This window comes from Haloarcula rubra (assembly GCF_019599465.1).
Taxonomy (GTDB): Archaea; Halobacteriota; Halobacteria; order Halobacteriales; family Haloarculaceae; genus Haloarcula; species Haloarcula rubra.
The window spans coordinates 34,932-53,679 of the sequence record NZ_RKLR01000007.1; the positions used below are offsets into that span (position 1 = coordinate 34,932).

Below are 18,748 nucleotides of genomic sequence, written 5' to 3' on the forward strand. Positions count from 1 at the left end.
GTTGTACGTGTTTTTCTGCGCGTTCTCACGCGGACTTACTCGCTGGCGTCGCCGAACTCCTCGGCCTCGACGCGCGAGAGGCGCATCGCGTTGCCGGTGACCCCGACGGTCATCCCGGCGTCGCCGAGCAACACCGCCAGCGCGACGCCGACGTAGCCGGTGACCGCACCGACCGCCAGCAGGAGTTTCAGGCCCAGACTGGACCAGACGTTCTGCTTGATGACGCCCGTCGCTTTCTTCGAGAGGACGGCGAGGTAGGGTAGCCTGCCGATGTCGTCGCCCAGCAGCGCGATGTCGGCCGTCTCGATGGCCGCGTCGCTCCCGGCCGCCCCCATCGCGATGCCAACCGTCGCCGTCGCCAGCGCGGGCGCGTCGTTGACGCCGTCACCGACCATCGCCACGTCGTCGTACTCTTCTAACAGTTCCTCGACGGCGGCCACCTTCTCGTCGGGCATGAGTTCGGCCCGGAAGTCGGTGATGCCGACCCGTTCGGCGATGGCGCGGGCCGTGCGCTCGTTGTCGCCGGTGAGCATCACCGGTTCGATACCGAGGTCACGGAGGCGCGCGACGGTTTCGGCGGCGCCGGGGCGCAGTTCGTCGGCGACGGCGACGATACCCTCCAGCGAGTCCTCCGTCCCCACCAGCACGACGGTCTTGCCCTCGTCCTGCAGTCGCGGGATGGTGTCCTCGACGAGGTTGAGACAGCCCTGTCGGTCACACATGTCTCGGACCTCGGTCGCGAGATTACCCGACGGCTCGACGACGTGGGCGTGGTCGAGTTCGAAGCCGAGGTCGTCGAACAGACCGGGTTTGCCGGCGTAGTGGCGCGTGCCGTCGAGCGTCGCCTGCACGCCCTCGCCGGTCAGACTCTCGAAACTCGACGGCTCGGTGACTTCGACGGCCGCCTCGTCGGCGCGAGCGACGATGGCCTCGCCGATGGGGTGCTCGGACCGGGCTTCGAGGCCCCGCGCACAGCGCAGGACGTCCGTCTCGGTCCGGTCGCCGACGGGGACGACGTCCGTGACGGAGAGTTCGCCCTTCGTGAGCGTCCCCGTCTTGTCCAGCGCGATGGCGTCGACGCCGCCCATCGCTTCGAGGTGGGTCCCGCCCTTCACGAGGACGCCGTGCCGGGCGGCGCTGGTGATGCCGGCGACCACCGTCACCGGCGTCGAGATGACGAACGCGCAGGGGCAGGCCAACACCAGCAGGGTGATGCCGGTGACGAACCACTCCAGCCACGGCGCGCCGAGCAGGAGGGGTGGGCCGACGGTGACGGCGATTGCCAGCGTGACCATCAGCGGCGTGTAGTAGTTCGAGAACCGCTCGACGAACTGCTCGCGCTCGGTCTTCTTCGCCTCGGCGTCCTCGACGAGACGGATGACCTGCGAGAGGGTGTCCTCGCCGGGCGGTGCGGTCACCTGCAGTTCGAGGTAGCCGCCCTCGTTCATCGTGCCGGCGTAGACGGCGTCGCCGGGGGCTTTGTCGACGGGGACGGATTCGCCTGTGACGGGGGACTCGTCGACGGCCGACTCGCCCTCCAGTACGTCGCCGTCTGCGGGAATCTTCTCGCCCGGCCGGACGACCACCCGGTCGCCGACGGTGACGTCGTCGACGGGGACGGTCACTTCCTCGCCGTCCCGCAGGACCGTCGCCTCGTCGGGCGCGAGGTCCACGAGTTCCCGCAGGGAGTTGCGGGCCCGGTCCATCGCGTACCCCTCCAGCAACTCGGCGATGCTGAACAGCACTGCGAGCGTCGCCGCCTCGACGTACAGCGTCTCGTCGCCGACCAGCGAGGCCGTGATGGCGCCGACGATGGCCGCCGACATCAGGAAGTCGATACCGAGGTTGCGTTGCCGTGCGGCGACGACGCCGCCGCGCAGAATCTCCTGTCCGGCCGCGGCGACGGCCCCCAGAAAGAGGAGGTCCGCGAGGACGAACTCCACCAGACCGACCGGTCCGACCGGACCGAGGGTGGCGACCGGTATCGGGGCCAGTCCGAACTCGGCGAGGAGGCCGACGGCGAGTAACACACCGCCGACGGCCGTCTTCTTCGCGCGGGCCGACTGCCAGACGGACGCGCGCTCGTCGCTCCTCGGTACGTCCGCCTCGTCGCCGTCGCTCGCGCTCTGGACCGGGTACCCCGCCCGTTCGACGGCCGAGACGAGCGTCTCCCGGTCGACCGCGTCGGGGTCGTACGTGACCACTGCGATACCGCTCCCCGGCCGCGTGTCGACGGACTCGACGCCGGGGTGGTCGGCCACCGCCGAGTCGACCGTCGCCGCACAGGACGAACAGTCCATCTCCGGGACCCGGAGGCGGAGCGTTCGTGCGTCCTCACTGCTCATGTGCGACGGTAGTCGGTGGTGTCTTATTAATCCAGCTGCTACGAAACCCGGTTCCGTTGGTGTATTTTAATAATCCCGACGGTGTGAGTTATTACTCTTCCGCGGAGTCCTCGTCCTCCGGGAGGCCGACGCCGTCGGGCGCGCCGATATCGAGCGGTCGAATCCACTCGTACCAGATGTACACGACGCCGAGGCCGTACCCCAGCGCCCAGACGGCGCTCCCGACCCACGGGTATCCCATCTGGCTCAAGAACCCGTTCGCGAGGCCGGGGACGATTACCACGGCGGCGATGGTGACGCCGAGGACTATCGTGTCGTCGCGGTTCATCGGCCCCTCACCACCGCTCCGGGGACGGTCATGGCCGCGAGTACGCGCTGGCGCTGTTTAGGCGTGGCGTTTGCCCGACAGTCGGCGGCCGAGAGCGGGGTCCGACCCTCGCTCCACAGCCAACCCATTTTTATTACAGTACGCCCTACGCCGGGTGACGGGAATGTCTCAGAACCACACTGGCCGGTCGTCAGAAGAAGATATTGAGTGGTGCTACGACGCCGTCCACCGGGTCTCGCGGACGTTTAGTTTGACAATTGCGGAACTCGACGAGCCGATGGCACGCGACATCTGTGTCGGGTATCTCCTCTGCCGCGTCGCCGACACCATCGAGGACGCGGGCCACATCCCCCCGGCGGTACAGGCGGACCTCCTCCGACTGTACAGTCGGACGCTGGACCCCTCGGCGGACGCCTCGATACGCGCGTTCGACGACGCGGCGTCGGAGTGGCTCCCCGCCACCATGACCGACGACTGGGAGGTCGTCGACAACGCCGGTCGCGCGGTCGGCGTCTTCCGCTCGCTCGACAGCCACTCGCTGGACGCGATTCGCGGCCCGGTCCGCGAACTCGTCGACGGGATGGCGATGTTCGTCGACCGCTACGCCGACGAGGGCGGCCTGCGCATCAAGACCCTCGAAGAACTCGAGGAGTACTGCTGGTACGCCGCCGGCACCGTCGGCACCCTCGTGACCGGGCTGGTCTCCCACGAGGCCACCGAGGAGCAGGTCCAGCGGATGGAGGAGAACGCCCGCTCGTTCGCGCTCTTGCTCCAGCTGGTCAACGTCGCGAAGGACGCCGCGACGGACATGGAGGAGGAGAACAACGTCTACCTCCCGCTGGAACTGCTCCGCGAGGAGGGGCTCGACCACGGCGACGTGGGCGACCCGAGCAACGTCGACTCGCTGGTCCCGGTCATCGAGCAGGTGACCGCCCGGGCCGAGAGCTACCTCGACGGGGCCCAGACGTGGCTCGACGCCATGCCCGAGACGCGGGGCAACTCGCTGTCGGCGTGGGCCATCCCCTTCCTGCTGGCCGTCGGGACCATCCGCGAACTCCGCGCTCGCCCGGCCGACGTCATCGAGCAGGGCAACGTGAAGATAACTCGCGAGGAGGTCCACGCGGTGTGCCAGCAGTTCGTCGGCGACGGCGACCCGTCCATCGGCGACCTGCGCCGTAAGATACGCCAGCGCCCCCTCAACGAGTACTGACGCGGCGACCGACCGGCCGCCACGACATTCCTCTCCGCGGACCGAGCGTGGTCCGCACAACCCTGAAACGTCGCCCGCCCGTAGCCGTGGCCATGAGCGAGACGCTCGAACTCCCGAACGGCGACGAGGTGTCGCCCGAGGACGTCTTCCTGTACAACGACTACCCCTATCGGCTCGTCTGGCTCGATAGCGACACGCACGCCTTCGAACTGTCGCCGCTGTACTGGGGCGACAGCGGCATGGACATCCCGTTCCGCGACCGGGAAGCGCTCGTCGACCAGTGGGAGACGGACTCGCGGGGCCTGCTCTCGGACGAGGAGTGGGCCGAGTGGTTGGAGTCGGCCGTCTCGGACCCACGGTTCGGCGACGAGGAGGTAGCCGAACTGGCCGACGAACTGCCGGCCGAGTGGGAACCGCCCGGCAGCGACTCCTCGTCGACCGGCGGCCTCCGGGACAAACTCGGGCTCTGAGTGCGGTCCGCCGCCCGCCCGGCCGTTTTTAGTTCGCCGGCGCCGATGCGGACGCGTGACTTTCAGCATCTGCGTTCGCGAGTCCTACGAGGACGAGAGCGGGGCCGAGCAGACGCGGTACGGCGTCGCTGTCACAACGCGACTGGCCGGCGTCGGGACGCTGTGTCCGTTCGCCAACGAGCACGGGGCAGTGGCGACGCAGTCGCTCGTCAACGTCGACCTCGGGCGGAAGGGCGTCGAGTACCTCGCCGACGGCCTCGCCGTCGACGACGCACTCTCGGCGCTGTTGGCCGCCGACGAGGGGAAACCATCGCGGCAACTCCACGGCGTCGACGGCGACGGGACGTTCGCCTTCTCCGGCGAGGAGTGTGGCGAGTGGTTCGGCCACCTCGAACGCGAGGGACTGACCGTCGCGGGGAACCTCCTCACCGGCGAGGCAGTCATCGAGGCGACGGCGGACGCGTTCGAGGCGGCCGACCCCGACACGCCGCTCCCGGAGCGTCTCATAGACGCGCTGGAGGCGGGCCACGAGGAGGGCGGGGACAAGCGCACCGACCTCGAAATCCAGTCGGCCGCGCTGCGAGTGACGACAACCGAGGACCGGGAGATGGAACCGTACGACGAAGACCTCCGGGTCGACGCCACGCGGACGCCGATAGCCGACCTGCGCGAGACGTACGAACGCGCCGGCGAGAGTTTCGCGGCCGCCGTCGCGAAGTACGAAGACGAGTACGAGGCCGACAGCCTCGACGACGACGGCGAGTAATCCGGGCGTCGACTCTACAACCTATTAGAACGCGGGGCCTGAGACACCGGACATGGAACTCATCTGGTTCGCGGCCGGCGGCGGCATGCTCACTCTCCTGCTGGGTCTGGTAGTGCTCCGACGCGACGGGTCGTCAGACGCGGCACAGTCCAGACGTGCCCACGAGGACGCACAGGAACGCGACCCACCGGTCGATATCGGCGAGACGTACGAGTTCGGTATCACGGAGTTCACGGACCACCACTCCGGCGACCGCGTCGCCGTCGGGAAGGTGGAGGGGTTCGTCCTCTTCACCGAGGACGTCCCCGCGTCGCTCTCGGAGGGCGACGTCGTCCGCGCGCAGGTGCTGTCGTTCAACCGTGGCCACACCTCCGCCGACGCGCAGTTCGTCGAACGAGCCTAACACGACCGAGACGGCGTTCGTCTGGTCGGTACCGGACGACGGTCTCGTCGGGATACACCCGCCGCCAGCGACGTCGAGGACGTCCAGCGTCGCCGGCGGAGCCCGTGTTCGGCCGGCAGGGTCGACGCCCGTCGCCGCTACGGGTCCGGCGACTCACCGAAACGAACTGCCCTCCCACCTCCTCCGACGTACGCGACTAACCTGTGGTCGCTCCACTCGTCGACTCGCGAAGGTAAAATGGGTCGGGGCGGCTTCTCACCGACTGAACTTCGCTCGTAACGCTCGCTCGTTCCGGGGTTCGAATCCGCCACACGCTTCATACACGCGACGCTCGGAGTGGAGCGGCGCGAGAAGTTCAGTGGGTTGGGGCGGATTCGAACCGCCGACTTCCTCCGTGTGAAGGAGGTATCATAACCGGACTAGATCACCAACCCGACTACATCGGTGGCTATTCGACCGGATACATTAAGAATTGCGTTCCGTCTACGCTTCCGTCTCGTCTTTCTGGCGGTAGGATTCGATTTTCGACCGTGCGTCGGCGATGGCCTGCTCTGCCTCACCCTCGGCGTTCTGCTGGAGGTCTTTCAGGTCGGTCTTGACCTTGTCGAGGCGGCCCGGCTCCGGTTCGCTCTCCTTACCGGTCAACTCTCGGAACCGCTGCTCGACGGGTTCGAGTTCCTCTTTGACGCCCTTGCTCGCGGTTTCGCCGGCGCGCTTGAGGTAGTACCGAGCATCTTCGAAGTGTTTGTTCATATCTGTCCCTTGGCGAACGACGAATAAATCCTTTGTGCCCGACCGGGCGTGTACGAACTGTTTTCCATCCCGCCACACATCGTCGTGGTATGTTCACACGTGTATCTATCCCGACGCCGTTTCAGGTCGGGGCGGTCAACGCCTACGTCGCCGGCCGCACCGTCGTTGACCCGGGACCGGACAGCGAGGAGGCGTGGTCGCGGCTGTTGGAGACGCTGGAGGCGCGGGAACTCACTCCCGGCGACGTCTCACAGGTCGTCGTCACCCACCCGCACCCGGACCACTTCGGACTGGCGAGTCGGTTGCGCGCCGAGGGGGCACGGGTCCACGCCAGTCCCGACGCCGCGGCCATCATGCAGGACTTCGCCGCCCGCCTGAAGTACGAGCAGTCGTACTTCTCGGACCTGTTCGAACGCTGTGGTATCTCCAGAGAGACCGCAGAAGCGGTCACACAGCTCCCCGAAGCGTTTCTGGCCTACGCTCAGAGCGTCGCTACGGACAGAGAGTTGACGGCCGGTGACACGCTCACGGTGAACGACGAACGGATAACTGTCGACAGCGTCGCCGGGCACGCCGCCGGCGAACTCATCTTCTCGTACGACTACGACGGCCGCCGCGAGGCCATCGTCGGCGACAACGTACTGGGCGACATCACACCGAATCCGTTCCTCCAGCCTCCAGAGGACCGTGGCGGCCAGCGGCCACGGGTGTTGCCCGCGTTCAACGACTCGTTACGGTGGCTCCGCGAACAGGGCCACGACCGGTTCCTGACCGGCCACCGCGAACCGGTCGAGTCGCCCCGAGAGCGCATCGACGCCATCCTCGCCGAACACGACCAGCGAAGCGAGGAGGTCGTCGATATCGTGAGCGAGGGCGCGACGACGCCCGCGGACGTGATGACGGTGCTGTTCGGGGACCTGCCGGCGACGGAGTACTTCTCGGGGATGAGCGAGGCTATCGGCCATCTGGACGTGCTAGAAACGCAGGGTCGGGTCGAAAAACGGGAGAGCGGTGGCGTCTTCGTCTACGAGTTACAGTAGTTCGACGGCCCGGAACGCGAGACTGGAGACGTAGTCGAAGCCGGGGATCAGCAGCACCGTCACGACGGCGGCCGAGACGATTGCGGTGTAGAGGCCGGTCGGGTACGACTCGATGGACCGGTCGCCGGTCGGTTCCTCTATCCACATCGCCTTGACGACGCGGGAGTAGTAGAACAGTGACAGGGCGCTGTTGATGACGAGCGCGGCCGCGAGCGACCACGCGCCGACGTCCAGCGTCGCCGAGAACAGGTAGAACTTCGAGAAGAACCCGCCGCCGATGGGCAGGCCGGCGAGGCTGAACAGGAAGACGGTCATCGCGGCACAGGCCAGCGGTGCCTGCCGGCCGAGGCCGTTGTAGTCCTCGAAGCGGCGGCCGACGCCCCAGTACTCGGCGAGCGCGATGAACAGGAACGCGCCGGTGTTCATGAACCCGTAGACGAGCAGGTGGGCCATCCCGGCGCTCATGCTGAGGGCCATGCCGTCACCGGTGGCCGACAGCGCGGCCAGGCCGATGAGGATGTAACCGGCGTGGCCGACGCTGGAGTAGGCCATCATCCGCTTGACCTTCTCCTGGGTGGCGGCCGCGAAGTTCCCGACGAACATCGTCGCGATGGCCAGCACCTGGAAGACGACGAACCAGTTCAGCGCCTCGCCGCTGGAGACGAGCGACTCGATGGGGAACGCGACGGCGAAGGTGCGGAACGCGAGCACGAACCCGGCGGCCTTCGAGGCCGACGAGAGGAACGCCGAGATAGGCGCGGGCGCGCCCTCGTAGGCCTCCGGCGCCCAGAACTGGAACGGGACGGCGGCTATCTTGAACGCGACGCCGCCGATGACCATCATGATGCCGACGCCCAGCACGGACATCGGGACGGCGGGCGACCCGGCCTGGGCCTGCACGGTGCCGTCGACGACGGTCTGGACGGTGCCGCTCTCGATGGCCGTCGCGACGCCGTCGAACCGGAGGACGCCCGTCGCGGCGTACACCAGCGAGATGCCGTAGGCGAACACCGCGGAGGACACCGCGCCGATGAGGAAGTACTTCAGGCCGGCCTCGACGCTACCGCGGTTCTTCTTGAGGAACGCGACGAGCGCGTAGGAGGGCAGCGAGACGAGTTCCAGCGCGACGAACGCCGTCGCCAGACTGTTCGCGGCACTCAGTACGGACATCCCCGTCGCGGCCAGCAGGACGAGGGCGTAGAACTCCGCCTGATAGGCGTGGTTCTCGACGTAGTCCGTGCTGGCCAGCGTCACGAGCGCCGTGACGCTCGCGACGATTATCATGAAGAACAGGGCCATCTGGTCGACGACCAGTTGCCCGTTGAACAGCACGGGCGTCCCGACGCCGCCCTCGCTGGTCGGGATGCCGGTGCCGCCGAAGATGAACCACACGGCGAACGCCAGCGACGCCAGCGACCCGACGACCGAGACGCCGCCGAGGAGACTCGTGTTCGTCGTATCGGGGTCGACGCTGTCGACCAGTAGCAGGACCAGCGCGGTCGCGGCGAGCGCGAGTGCCGGTGCGAGGCCTGCCCAACTCGGTAGCTGATGGACCATCTATGCACCACCTCCAGTGAGCGGCGTAATCGCGTGTTGAATCATGTCGTACGAGAGGTCGGGGGCGACACCGAGGACGATGACCAGCAGGAGGAGGACGGCCAGCGGCGCGACGTCGTGGAACGCGGCCGGACCGACCTCGTAGTCGGTCTCCAGACTGAAGCCACCGAACAGGGTGCGTTGCATCGCCCACAGCAGGTAGCCAGCGACGACGACGATACCGAACATCGCGGCCGAGGTCAGCACCGGCGCGGCGCTCCCGAGCGTGGCCGCGTCGAACGCGCCCTGGAAGATGAGGAACTCCCCGGCGAACCCGGCCATCAGCGGCAGGCCCATGTAGCCGAACGCGGCGGCCACGAAGATGCCCACCGTCCACGGCATCCGGTCCGCGAGGCCGGACATGTCCCCGACCATGCGCGTGTGGGTCGTGTTGTAGATGACGCCGACGGTCATGAACATCAGCCCCGAGATGAGGCCGTGTGCGACCATCTGGAACGTCGCCCCGCCCATGCCGTGGGGCGTGAACGCGACCAGTCCGAGGATGACGTACCCCATCGACGAGATGGAGGAGTACGCGACGATGCGCTTGAGGTCACGCTGTGCCAGCGCCAGCATCGCCCCGTAGATGACGCTGACGACGCCGACGATGGCCAGCGGAATCGCGAGTGCCTGTGCCGTCTCCGCGAGCATCGTGAAGTTGAAGCGCAGTAGCGCGTAGGTCCCCATCTTCAGGAGGACGCCGGCCAGCATCACCGACACCGGCGTCGGCGCCTCGACGTGAGCGTCGGGGAGCCACGTGTGCAGCGGGAAGACTGGCACCTTCACCGCGAACCCGAAGAACATCAGGACGAACGAGATGGTGGCCAGACTGAACCCGGCGATGGTCGGCAGGCCGCTGGCGTTACGGAACGCCTCTGCCATCGCGGGCAGGGCCAGCGACGTGAGGTCGGTGTTGAACACCAGCGCGAACAGGCCCGCGAACATGATGAGCGAGGCCACGTTCGTGTAGATGAAGAACTTGATAGCGGCGTACTTCCGCCGGGGACCGCCCCAGACGCCGATGAGGAAGTACATCGGGATGAGCACGCCCTCCCAGAAGACGAACCAGAGGAAGAAGTCGAGCGCCGCGAAGACGCCGACGAGGCTCGTCTCCATGAACAGCATCAGCCCGTAGAACTGGGACTGGCGCTCGTCGATGGGCGTCCACGCCGAGACGATGGCCAGCGTGGTCAGGATGGTCGTCAGCGCGAGCAACGGCATGCTGACGCCGTCCAGCCCGACGTAGTAGGAGATCTGGTAGCCCGCGAGGTCTATCCACGGAATCTGCTGGCCGAAGGCAACCTCACCGGGCGAGAGGAGGGCGTTGCCCGCCCCGCCGTTCTGGGTGAGGAAGACGTAGTACATGTACACCGAGGCCAGCGCCGGGACGGCGCTGATGGCGGCGGCGAGTTTGCCGGCGTAGCGGTCCGGCGAGAGCATGACGGCGGCGCTCCCGAGCAGTGTCACTGCGAGCAGTGCAGCGACCCACATTCAGAACCACCCCCCTGCGAGGCCGAAGGCGGCCAGCAAGAGTACGAGCCCCAGCGTCAGCAGCGCCGCGTAGTTGTTGACGACGCCCGACTGGATGCGGCGGATGCGACTCCCGCCGAACAGGCTCACGCTGGAGATGCCGTTGACGACGCCGTCGACGACGCCCTGGTCGAACTTGTCCATCGCACGGGCCAGCGGGTGGGTCAGCCCCGTCGCCAGCCACACCTGATACTCGTCTTGGTAGTAGTTGTGCATGAGTAGCGTCTTCAGACCGCCCAACTTGTCCGTGTGTTCGACCGGGTCCGGGCCGCGGTACAGCATCGTCGCGGCGCCGGCACCGGCCAGCGCCAGCCCCAGCGAGACGGCCGCCGAGGCCAGTAGCGTCCCGGTAGCACCGAGTGGCTCACCGGCAGCGACACCCGCCACGTTGTGGAGCAGTTCCTCGTAGTGGTGGGAACTGGTCACGAGTGCGGCCGGCCAGCCACCCTCGTCGGGCCCGGCGAGCCACGCGTGCAGGAAGTCGATGTGTGCACCGGTGAGTTCCGCGACGGGTTTCATGTTGATGAACCCGACCGTCGCGGCCAGCACGCCCAGCACCGCCAGCGGCCCCTTGACGTTCCAGCGAACGCCGTGGGGGTCGCGTGCGGTGTCGGAGCGAGCGTCACCGTGGAAGGTGAGGAACACCATCCGGAAGGTGTAGAAGCCAGTGAAGAAGACGGCCAGCAGCCCCATCGCGTACGCGAGGACGTAGGCCGTCGCGAGGCCGCCCTCGCTGCCGAGGCCGTGGATGAGCGCCTCGTACAGCACTTCGTCTTTCGACCAGAAACCGGCGAACGGGAGGATGCCGGCCAGTGCCAGCGACCCGGAGAGGAACGTGTAGTAGGTCACCGGCATCTTGTCTTTCAGACCACCCATGTCCCACATGTTCTCGTTGTGGTGCATGGCGATGATGACCGACCCGGCACCGAGGAACAGCAGCGCCTTGAACACGGCGTGGGTGGTCAGGTGGAAGACGGCGGCGATGTAGCCACCGGATCCCAGCGCGAGCATCATGTACCCGTACTGGGAGATAGTCGAGTACGCGAGGACCTGCTTTATCTCCTGTTTGACGAGGCCCATCGTCGCTGCGAACAGGGCCGTGAAGCCGCCGACGAGTGCGATGACCGCCAGCGCCGTCGGGGAGATGGCGTAGAAACCGTACATCCGGGCGACGAGGTAGACACCCGCGGCGACCATCGTCGCGGCGTGGATGAGCGCGGAGACGGGCGTCGGACCCTCCATCGCGTCGGGGAGCCACGTGTGTAGCGGGAACTGCGCGGACTTGCCGATGACGCCACCGAGAACGAGCAGGCCCAGCACCGTGAACCACGCCTGCGCGCCGAGGCCGACGGTGTCGAGCATCGCGATGGGGCCCGTCTCGCCGTCGACGACGGCGTGCTCTGCGAGCACGGGGAAGCTCTGGGCGACCACTTCGCCGTTCTGCGTGACGGGGGCGAACAGGCCGGTGCCGAAGGTGGCGAAGATGCCGACGACGCCGACGAGGAAGAAGTAGTCACCGAAGCGGGTGACGAGGAACGCCTTCTTCGCGGCGCTCGGCGGGCCGTCCTCGCGGAACCAGAACCCGATGAGCAGGTACGAACACAGGCCCACCAGTTCGAAGAACATGAAGGCCATCAGCAGGTTGTTTGCCACGACGAACCCGAGCATGCTCGCCGTGAACAGACCGAGGCCGGCGTAGTAGCGCGGTAGCCCCGTCTCGCCCTCGTCGTTCATGTAGCCCAGCGAGAAGATGTGGACGAGGAACGAGATGAGCGTCACGATGAGCAGCATCAGCGCGGAGAGCGGGTCGAGTAGCAGGCCGAACCGGAGCGTGACCGACTCGACGCCGGCGACCCACGTGTAGATGAACTCGTTGTGGTAGCCCCCACCGGCGACGGTGAGCGCGACCCAGATAGAGAGCAGCAGCGACCCGCCCGTCGCGGTGATGCCCGCGAGCGCGCCGCCTTTCGGCATGCGGTCGCCCGCGAACAGTGCGACGAGGAACGATACGAACGGCAGCAGGACGATCGCCGGAGCGTATGTGAATGCAGCCATCTGTTACCACCTCATCGTCGTCGCCTTCGTGACGTCCACGTCACTGAAGTTGCGGTACAGCACCAGGATGATGCCGATGCCGATAGCCACCTCGGCCGCGGCGAGTGCCATCCCGAACAGCGCGAACACCTGTCCGGTCAGGTTGCCATGCTGGAGCGAGAAGGCGACGAAGTTGATGTTCGCCGCGTTCAGCATCAGTTCGACGGACATCAGGAAGACGAGCGCGTTCCGTCGAGTGAGAATGCCGAACAGGCCGATGCAGAACAGTGCGGCCGAGAGCAGGAGGTACAGTTCCGCCGGAATCACGTCTCGTCACCTCCCACGCCGTCCGCGTCGCCGCCGTCGGCCGCGACAGCGGGTTCGTCGTCGCTCGTGTCCTCGACGCCGATGTCGACGATCTCGCCGGCCTCCTCGCGGCGGGCCAGCATGATGGCGCCGACCAGCGCCGCGACCAGCACGACGTCGATAATCTCGAAGGCCACGAGGAACCCTTCGCCGGGCACCGCGGCCTCGTTCTCGCCCATTATCGCGCTCGGCGCGATGTCGAACATCGCCGCGCCCAGACTCTTCGTAATCGCCGCGGACTCGCCGAACCCGACCGGGTTCGGGAACGAGGCGCCGAGGAACACGACGCCGAGGACGACGAACAGTGCGATTGCCGCCAGTCCCGCGACGAAGTTCCCCTCGGTGTTGAGTCTCGGTTTGCTGGTCATGGTGCCACCTCGATGACGGAGTCGTCCTCCCGAGTCAGCATCACCGCGAAGGTGATGAGGATGAGGACGCCGCCGACGTACACCAGAATCTGCATCGTTGCGACGAACGCCGCCTGGTTCATGACGTAGAACACGGCGACGCTGACCAGTGACACGCCCAGTAACAGCGCCGAATGCCAGACGTCCCGAACTAACACGACGCCTGCCGCGCTGCCCACCGTCACCAACGCGAACAGCGCGAACGCGATTGACTCGTACAGTGCCATCTTACTTTGAGACTCTTTGCGGCGTCCCTTTGAAGATTCCTCTTTCGTCTCGTGTGAACGGGCACTCAGTAGCGTGCCGGGACGGTGTCACGAGGGACCCACCGGCAGCTAGTGCCCCCGTCTGCTCGCCGAAGAGAAGAGGCCGCAGGTTACTGGTAGTCGACTTCGCCGTCGCCCTCGCCGATCCACGCGCCCCGGTCGGGTTCGCGCGACTCGAGCGGGTCGATGTCTTTGTACCACGGCACGTTCTTGAGTTGCTCCTTGTCGTAGGCGAACTCGTCTTTCGTGTCCGCGGTGAACTCGAAGTTCTGGGTCAGCAGGATGGCGTCGGTCGGGCAGACCTCCTCACACAGCCGGCAGTAGATACACTGGCCGATGTGGAGGTTGTACTGCTCGCCGTTGCGCTGGTCGTCCATCACGATCTGGATGGTGTTGTTCGGACAGACGTTCTCACACTGCCGACACCAGATACACCGCTCCTGACTCCACTTGTGGACGCCGCGGAAGCGGGGGCTCACCTCGGGGGCGACGTCCGGGTACTCCACCGTGAACGTCTCCCCGTCGAGGGCGTGTTTCATCGTCGTCGCCATGGACTTCAGGATGCCAATCATTGTGGGTTACCTCCAGCGTAGTCGGTCGTGGGTGCGGTCATCAGGCGATCACCCCGACGATGACCGCGGTCAGCAGCAGGTTCGCGAGCGAGAGGACGAGCATCCCTTTCCAGCCGATCTCTATGAGCTGGTCGATGCGGACGCGCGGCACCGCCGAGCGGGCCCACTGCGTGAACAGGAAGACGCCCCATATCTTGACGAGGAACCAGACGATGCCGAGGCTCGCCGGTCCCGGCCCGGCCGGGCCGCCGAGGAAGATGGTGGCGATGATCGCCCCGCCGAGGAAGATGTGGATGAACTCGCCCAGGTAGATGAGGACGAAGTACACCGAGGAGTACTCGGTCTGGTACCCGGCCACGATCTCGGTCGGTGCCTCCGGGATGTCGAAGGGGTTGCGGCCGACCTCCGCGAGGTTCGCGATCATGAACAGCACGAACGCGAACGGGTTGACGAACGCGTACCACGAGGGAATCGGGCCGATAAGCGCCTGCTGTTGGGCCGCGACGATCTCGCTCATCTGGAGCGAGCCGGCGAAGATGACCACCGACGCTCCGGTGAGGATGAGCGGAATCTCGTAGGCGACGTTCTGTGCGACGGCGCGCAGGCCGCCGAGGAACGAGTACTTGTTGTTCGATGCGTAGCCGGCCATCACCAGCCCCACGGACGCGATAGAGGCCGTCGCGAAGACGTACGCCAGACCGACCTCCGGGTCCGCGAGGTGGATGCCGCTCCCCATCGGGATGACGGCGAAGCCCAGCAGCGCGGAACTCGCGATGACCAGCGGTGCGAGGTCCCACGCGGGGCGGTCGACGCCGTCGGGGACGATGAGCTCCTTCGAGAGCAGTCGGACCGCGTCGGCCACGATGATGAACAGGCCGTACGGGCCGATACGGTCGACGGCGATACGGTCGGTGAACGCGGCGGTGATCTTCCGCTTCGCCCACGGCCCGGCCAGCGCCGTGTTGGTCATCATCAGCGTCCCGATGAGCGCCGCGCCGACGAGGCTCATCACGATCATGACCGGCGTGCTGTTGGGGTCCAGCCCCACGAGGTTGGCCAGCGTCTCCGGGAGCGGGGCCGACTGCATCAGCGGTCCACCTCCCCGAGGACGATGTCGAGGCTACCCAGCGAGGCGACCATGTCCGGGACGTACTCGCCCTGGGACATCTCGGGCAGGGTCTGGAGGTTCGAGAAGCACGGACTCCGGATCTTGAACCGGGCGGGCTTGTCGGTGCCGTCCGACCGGATGTAGATGCCGAGTTCGCCCTTCGCGCCTTCGACGGCGCGGTATATCTCCTCGTCCGGGTCCGGACGGAGCGTCCGGGGGACGTTGGCCTGTATCTCGCGCTCGTCCTCGGGCCACTGTTCGAGGAGGTCGACACACTGCTCGATGATGCGAGCCGACTCCTCGACTTCGCGCATGCGGACGAGGACGCGACTGAAGTTGTCGCCGCCCTCCTCGGTGACGACGTTCCAGTCGAGTTCGTCGTAGTAGCCGTAGGGGTCGTCCCGCCGGAGGTCGTAGTCGACGCCGGAGCCACGGGCGACCGGGCCGGTGGCGCCGTACTGCTTGACCATCTCTTCGGAGAGGACGCCGGTGTCGACACACCGCATCTGGAAGATCTCGTTGCCCGTGATGAGGTCGTGGTACTCCTCCAGTTTGTGCGGCAGGTCGTCGAGGAAGTCGCGGGTCTTCTCGAAGAACTCCTCGCGCGGTTCCGGCAGGTCCCACGCGACGCCACCGAGGCGCAGGTAGTTGAACATCAGGCGCTGGCCGGTGAGGTCTTCGAGGATGTTCTGGACGACCTCGCGGTCGCGGAACGCGTACTGGAAGATGGCGGTGAAGTCGCCGAAGACGTCCAGTGCGAAGGTCCCGAGCGCGAGCATGTGTGCCGCGATGCGACACAGTTCCGCGCTCATCGTCCGGATGACCTGCGCGTACTCGGGCACCTCGATGTCCGCTAAGTCCTCGGCCGCGCGGGCGTACGCCCACTCGTTGAGGATGCCGGCCGAGACGTAGTCCCAGCGGTCCGGGTACGGCATGATCTGGTGCCGGTAGGTGCCCTGCTGGCACATCTGCTCCTCGCAGCGGTGGAGGTAGCCGATGTCCGGTTCGATGTCGGCTATCTGCTCGCCGTCCAGCACCGTCTTCACGTGCAGGACGCCGTGGGTCGCCGGGTGGTGGGGGCCGATGTTGACGAACATCGTGTCCGGGTCGTCCTCGCTACGGTGGTCCTCCTCCAGCGGGTTGGCGTTCTCACGCAGCGTGACTATCTGTGGCTGGTCCTGGTTGTAGTCCTGCGAGAGCGGGTGGCCCTGCCACGTCTCTGGCAGGAGGATGCGCCGCAGGTCGGGATGGTCGTCGTAGTCGATGCCGACGAGGTCGTAGGCTTCCCGCTCGTGCCAGTCGGCGGTGTCGTAGACGCGGGCCGCGGACTCGCTGTGGGGGTCGTCTTTCGTCGTGGGGACGACGACCGACAGTTCCTGGGTCGGGTCGTCGAACTTCCGGAGATGGTAGATAGACTCGTACCGGTCGTCGTACTCCTGTGCCGTGACGCAGGCACAGTGGTCGAACCCCGCCTCGTTCTTCAGCGTCGAGAGGACCTCCTGTACCTCGTCGGGACGGATGACGAACCCCTCTGCGTTGACGTGTTCCTCGCGGTCGAGGACGTGGCCGCCGAGCAGGTCCGCGAGCGCGTCGTAGTCGAGGCCGTCCTCGGTGACGCCGACCTCTGTCGCCGTGTCGGGTGTGGGTTTTTCGAGACTCATGGTTATGGCGAGTTGTCCCAGTTGTACCGCATGACGAGGTCGTCCTCGTCTATCTCGTCGGCGAGTTTGTCGACGAGTTCGTCCTGTTCGAGGTCACCGAACTGTTCGAGTTCGTACGGTTTGACCGTGACCGGCGAGGACTCGCCGTTGGCGATGCGTTCCTGCAGTTTCGCGACGCCGTAGACCAGCGCCTCGGGGCGCGGCGGGCACCCGGGAACGTGGATGTCGACGGGGATGACCTCCTCGGCGCCCTTGACGACGTTGTACCCTTCCTGGAACGGGCCGCCGGAGATGGTACACGAGCCCATCGAGACGACGAACTTCGGTTCCGGCATCTGGTCGTAGACGCGCTTCATCCGCGGGGCGAACTTCGAGACGATGGTCCCCGGAACGATGATGACGTCGGCCTGTCGCGGCGACGCGCGCGGAATGCCGGCCCCGAAGCGGTCGAGGTCGTGTTTGATGGCGTAGGTGTGGATCATCTCGATGCTGCAACAGGCGATACCGAACTGCAGCATGAACATCGAGGAGCCCCGGACCCAGTTCATGAACTTGTCGAACTTGGTCAGGATGAACGGCGTCGACCCGAACGCCTCTCGCAGCGTGGAGTTGAACCGGTCGTCCACGCCGTCACCCATGCGGGCTTCTTGCGTCGATACATCTTCGACTGCCGGCGGTGTCTGGTCACTACTCATATGTGTCTGCCCCCTTCGTGGCACGCGGACTGCGCACCCATCTGACTGCGCCGTTACGCCACGCCCAGCCGAGTCCGACGACGAGCACGCCGATGAATACGACCATCGGCAACAGGGCCTTCGTCATCCCGACCGCGCTGACGGCGTCGCGGTAGATGACGGTCCACGGGAAGATGAGGACCGTCTCGATGTCGAAGACGACGAACAGCAGGGCGACCATGTAGTACTGGATATTGAACTTGATCTGCCTGCTGCTGCCGGTCGGCACCTCACCGGACTCGTAGGTGGCGGTTTTGCCTTGCTCGGGCACGCGCGGACGCAGGAGGCTCGACACAGCCATCATCGTGATGGGGATAGCGAGCGCCACGACCGCGAGTGCGCCGATGGCAATCCATGGATTACTCATTCCGAAATCTCCTATCGTGCGACGGTTAGAAGTACTGGCATATAAGGGTTGATAACCACTACGGCGGCGGTTTTCGGGCGGTTCGGCGGTCCTTAAAACGGGCGGCCAGTGCGGTCGTCAGTCCCAGTATTCGTCCTTGAACCCCGGCGTTCCGAGTTCGTGTAGGTCGCGAGACACCTCACCGACCTCCTCCTGTAGACCCTCGTGGTACTCCACCAGACGGTCGCGGAGTTCGTCGTGTTCGCGGGAGAGCATCTGGACCGCGGTCAACGCGGCGTTGAACGACTTGCCGGCGTCGACGGCGGTGATGGGGGCTCCCTGTGGCATCCCGATGACGGAGTCGACGGACTTCTCTTGGACCGGGACGCCGATGACCGGCAGGGGGTAGGCGATGCTCGCCGTCATGTTCGGCAGGTCGGCGGACTTCCCCCCCGCGCCGGCGATGACGACGTCGACGCCGCGGTCCTCGGCCGTCGCCGCGTACGCGTACATCAGGTCGGGCGTGCGGTGGGCCGAACAGACGAACGTCTCGAAGGTGAAGCGGGCGTCGGGCGCGTCGGTGTAGTCGGTCTGTTCCTCGAAGCCGAGTTCGTCGGCGAGTGCGGCGTAGGCCCCGGGCCGTTTCCCCTTCCCGCCGGCCATCGTCGGGAGGTCCGAGTCCGACCCCATGACGATGCCCACGTCGGGCGTCAGGTCGTTCGGGCGGTCCATCTCGGCTTCCTCGTGCAGCTGGTCGACGAGCGACTGGACGCTGTCTGCGGTCATACGCGGGTGTCCGACCGGCGGGAGTGT

At 66.4% G+C, this 18,748-nt stretch carries 20 protein-coding genes and 1 tRNA gene; 5 read left to right on the top strand and 16 right to left on the bottom strand.

The features are described 5' to 3' along the window. Positions 1 to 35: 35 nt before the first annotated feature. Positions 36 to 2,345 carry a heavy metal translocating P-type ATPase gene (locus tag EGH21_RS15820; protein ID WP_220619455.1) on the bottom strand — a complete coding sequence of 770 codons (2,310 nt, stop codon included), beginning with the start codon at positions 2,343 to 2,345 and terminating at the stop codon, positions 36 to 38. 91 nt (positions 2,346 to 2,436) lie between these two features. Next, on the bottom strand, positions 2,437 to 2,673 hold the full coding sequence (locus EGH21_RS15825) for a DUF7996 family protein (RefSeq protein WP_220619456.1): 237 nt from the start codon (positions 2,671 to 2,673) through the stop codon (positions 2,437 to 2,439). A 163-nt stretch (positions 2,674 to 2,836) separates the two neighbouring features. Here EGH21_RS15825 and EGH21_RS15830 point away from each other — a divergent pair, with 163 nt between their 5' ends. The 4 genes from EGH21_RS15830 to EGH21_RS15845 all read left to right on the top strand — a co-directional run bounded on the left by EGH21_RS15830 (position 2,837) and on the right by EGH21_RS15845 (position 5,522). After that, positions 2,837 to 3,883 (top strand): phytoene/squalene synthase family protein, encoded by a 1,047-nt coding sequence (locus EGH21_RS15830; RefSeq protein ID WP_220619457.1) that lies wholly within the window; start codon positions 2,837 to 2,839, stop codon positions 3,881 to 3,883. A 92-nt stretch (positions 3,884 to 3,975) separates the two neighbouring features. Beyond that, a complete protein-coding gene (locus EGH21_RS15835; RefSeq protein WP_220619458.1) occupies positions 3,976 to 4,353 on the top strand; it encodes a hypothetical protein in 378 nt (125 codons plus the stop codon). 55 nt (positions 4,354 to 4,408) lie between these two features. Next, complete coding sequence (locus tag EGH21_RS15840) at positions 4,409 to 5,119, top strand: DUF1028 domain-containing protein (RefSeq protein ID WP_220619459.1); 711 nt, start codon at positions 4,409 to 4,411, stop codon at positions 5,117 to 5,119. Between the two features lie 52 nt (positions 5,120 to 5,171). Continuing rightward, positions 5,172 to 5,522: a TRAM domain-containing protein gene (locus EGH21_RS15845; protein WP_220619460.1), complete on the top strand. Its 351-nt coding sequence runs from the start codon at positions 5,172 to 5,174 to the stop codon at positions 5,520 to 5,522. A 359-nt stretch (positions 5,523 to 5,881) separates the two neighbouring features. Here EGH21_RS15845 and EGH21_RS15850 read toward each other — a convergent pair. Both EGH21_RS15850 and EGH21_RS15855 read right to left on the bottom strand, forming a co-directional pair. Further along, positions 5,882 to 5,956 (bottom strand) — tRNA-Val (locus tag EGH21_RS15850). Positions 5,957 to 6,005: 49 nt separating this feature from the next. Then, entirely contained in the window at positions 6,006 to 6,275 is a 270-nt protein-coding gene (locus EGH21_RS15855; RefSeq protein WP_220619461.1) for a DUF7553 family protein, read from the bottom strand. Between the two features lie 89 nt (positions 6,276 to 6,364). Here EGH21_RS15855 and EGH21_RS15860 point away from each other — a divergent pair, with 89 nt between their 5' ends. Further along, complete coding sequence (locus tag EGH21_RS15860; RefSeq protein WP_220619462.1) at positions 6,365 to 7,315, top strand: MBL fold metallo-hydrolase; 951 nt, start codon at positions 6,365 to 6,367, stop codon at positions 7,313 to 7,315. Here the strand turns inward: EGH21_RS15860 and EGH21_RS15865 are convergent. From EGH21_RS15865 to EGH21_RS15920, 12 genes are all read right to left on the bottom strand, one after another. After that, entirely contained in the window at positions 7,307 to 8,872 is a 1,566-nt protein-coding gene (locus EGH21_RS15865) for an NADH-quinone oxidoreductase subunit N (RefSeq protein WP_220619463.1), read from the bottom strand. The genes EGH21_RS15860 and EGH21_RS15865 overlap by 9 nt on opposite strands. Further along, a complete protein-coding gene (locus EGH21_RS15870; RefSeq protein WP_220619464.1) occupies positions 8,873 to 10,402 on the bottom strand; it encodes a complex I subunit 4 family protein in 1,530 nt (509 codons plus the stop codon). It abuts the gene before it with no gap. Next, the gene (gene nuoL, locus EGH21_RS15875; RefSeq protein WP_220619465.1) at positions 10,403 to 12,496 is read right to left on the bottom strand and encodes an NADH-quinone oxidoreductase subunit L; all 2,094 of its coding nucleotides are present in this window, start codon (positions 12,494 to 12,496) and stop codon (positions 10,403 to 10,405) included. 3 nt (positions 12,497 to 12,499) lie between these two features. After that, positions 12,500 to 12,802: an NADH-quinone oxidoreductase subunit NuoK gene (gene nuoK, locus EGH21_RS15880; RefSeq protein WP_220619466.1), complete on the bottom strand. Its 303-nt coding sequence runs from the start codon at positions 12,800 to 12,802 to the stop codon at positions 12,500 to 12,502. After that, positions 12,799 to 13,209, bottom strand: coding sequence for an NADH-quinone oxidoreductase subunit J family protein (locus tag EGH21_RS15885; RefSeq protein ID WP_220619467.1), 411 nt, complete (start codon positions 13,207 to 13,209; stop codon positions 12,799 to 12,801). Before EGH21_RS15885 ends, nuoK begins: the two co-directional genes overlap by 4 nt. Continuing rightward, a complete protein-coding gene (locus EGH21_RS15890; protein ID WP_220619468.1) occupies positions 13,206 to 13,475 on the bottom strand; it encodes an NADH-quinone oxidoreductase subunit J in 270 nt (89 codons plus the stop codon). The genes EGH21_RS15885 and EGH21_RS15890 overlap by 4 nt, the downstream gene beginning before the upstream one ends. A gap of 149 nt (positions 13,476 to 13,624) precedes the next feature. Then, a complete protein-coding gene (locus EGH21_RS15895) occupies positions 13,625 to 14,086 on the bottom strand; it encodes a NuoI/complex I 23 kDa subunit family protein (protein WP_166971403.1) in 462 nt (153 codons plus the stop codon). A gap of 40 nt (positions 14,087 to 14,126) precedes the next feature. Beyond that, the gene (locus EGH21_RS15900; protein ID WP_220619469.1) at positions 14,127 to 15,173 is read right to left on the bottom strand and encodes a complex I subunit 1/NuoH family protein; all 1,047 of its coding nucleotides are present in this window, start codon (positions 15,171 to 15,173) and stop codon (positions 14,127 to 14,129) included. Then, a complete protein-coding gene (locus EGH21_RS15905; RefSeq protein ID WP_220619470.1) occupies positions 15,173 to 16,855 on the bottom strand; it encodes an NADH-quinone oxidoreductase subunit D in 1,683 nt (560 codons plus the stop codon). The genes EGH21_RS15900 and EGH21_RS15905 overlap by 1 nt, the downstream gene beginning before the upstream one ends. A 2-nt stretch (positions 16,856 to 16,857) precedes the next feature. Further along, a complete protein-coding gene (locus EGH21_RS15910) occupies positions 16,858 to 17,550 on the bottom strand; it encodes an NADH-quinone oxidoreductase subunit B (RefSeq protein WP_220619471.1) in 693 nt (230 codons plus the stop codon). After that, positions 17,543 to 17,956 carry an NADH-quinone oxidoreductase subunit A gene (locus EGH21_RS15915; RefSeq protein WP_220619472.1) on the bottom strand — a complete coding sequence of 138 codons (414 nt, stop codon included), beginning with the start codon at positions 17,954 to 17,956 and terminating at the stop codon, positions 17,543 to 17,545. Before EGH21_RS15915 ends, EGH21_RS15910 begins: the two co-directional genes overlap by 8 nt. A 117-nt stretch (positions 17,957 to 18,073) precedes the next feature. Beyond that, a complete protein-coding gene (locus EGH21_RS15920) occupies positions 18,074 to 18,721 on the bottom strand; it encodes an AIR carboxylase family protein (protein ID WP_220619473.1) in 648 nt (215 codons plus the stop codon). Between the last annotated feature and the right edge of the window lie 27 nt (positions 18,722 to 18,748).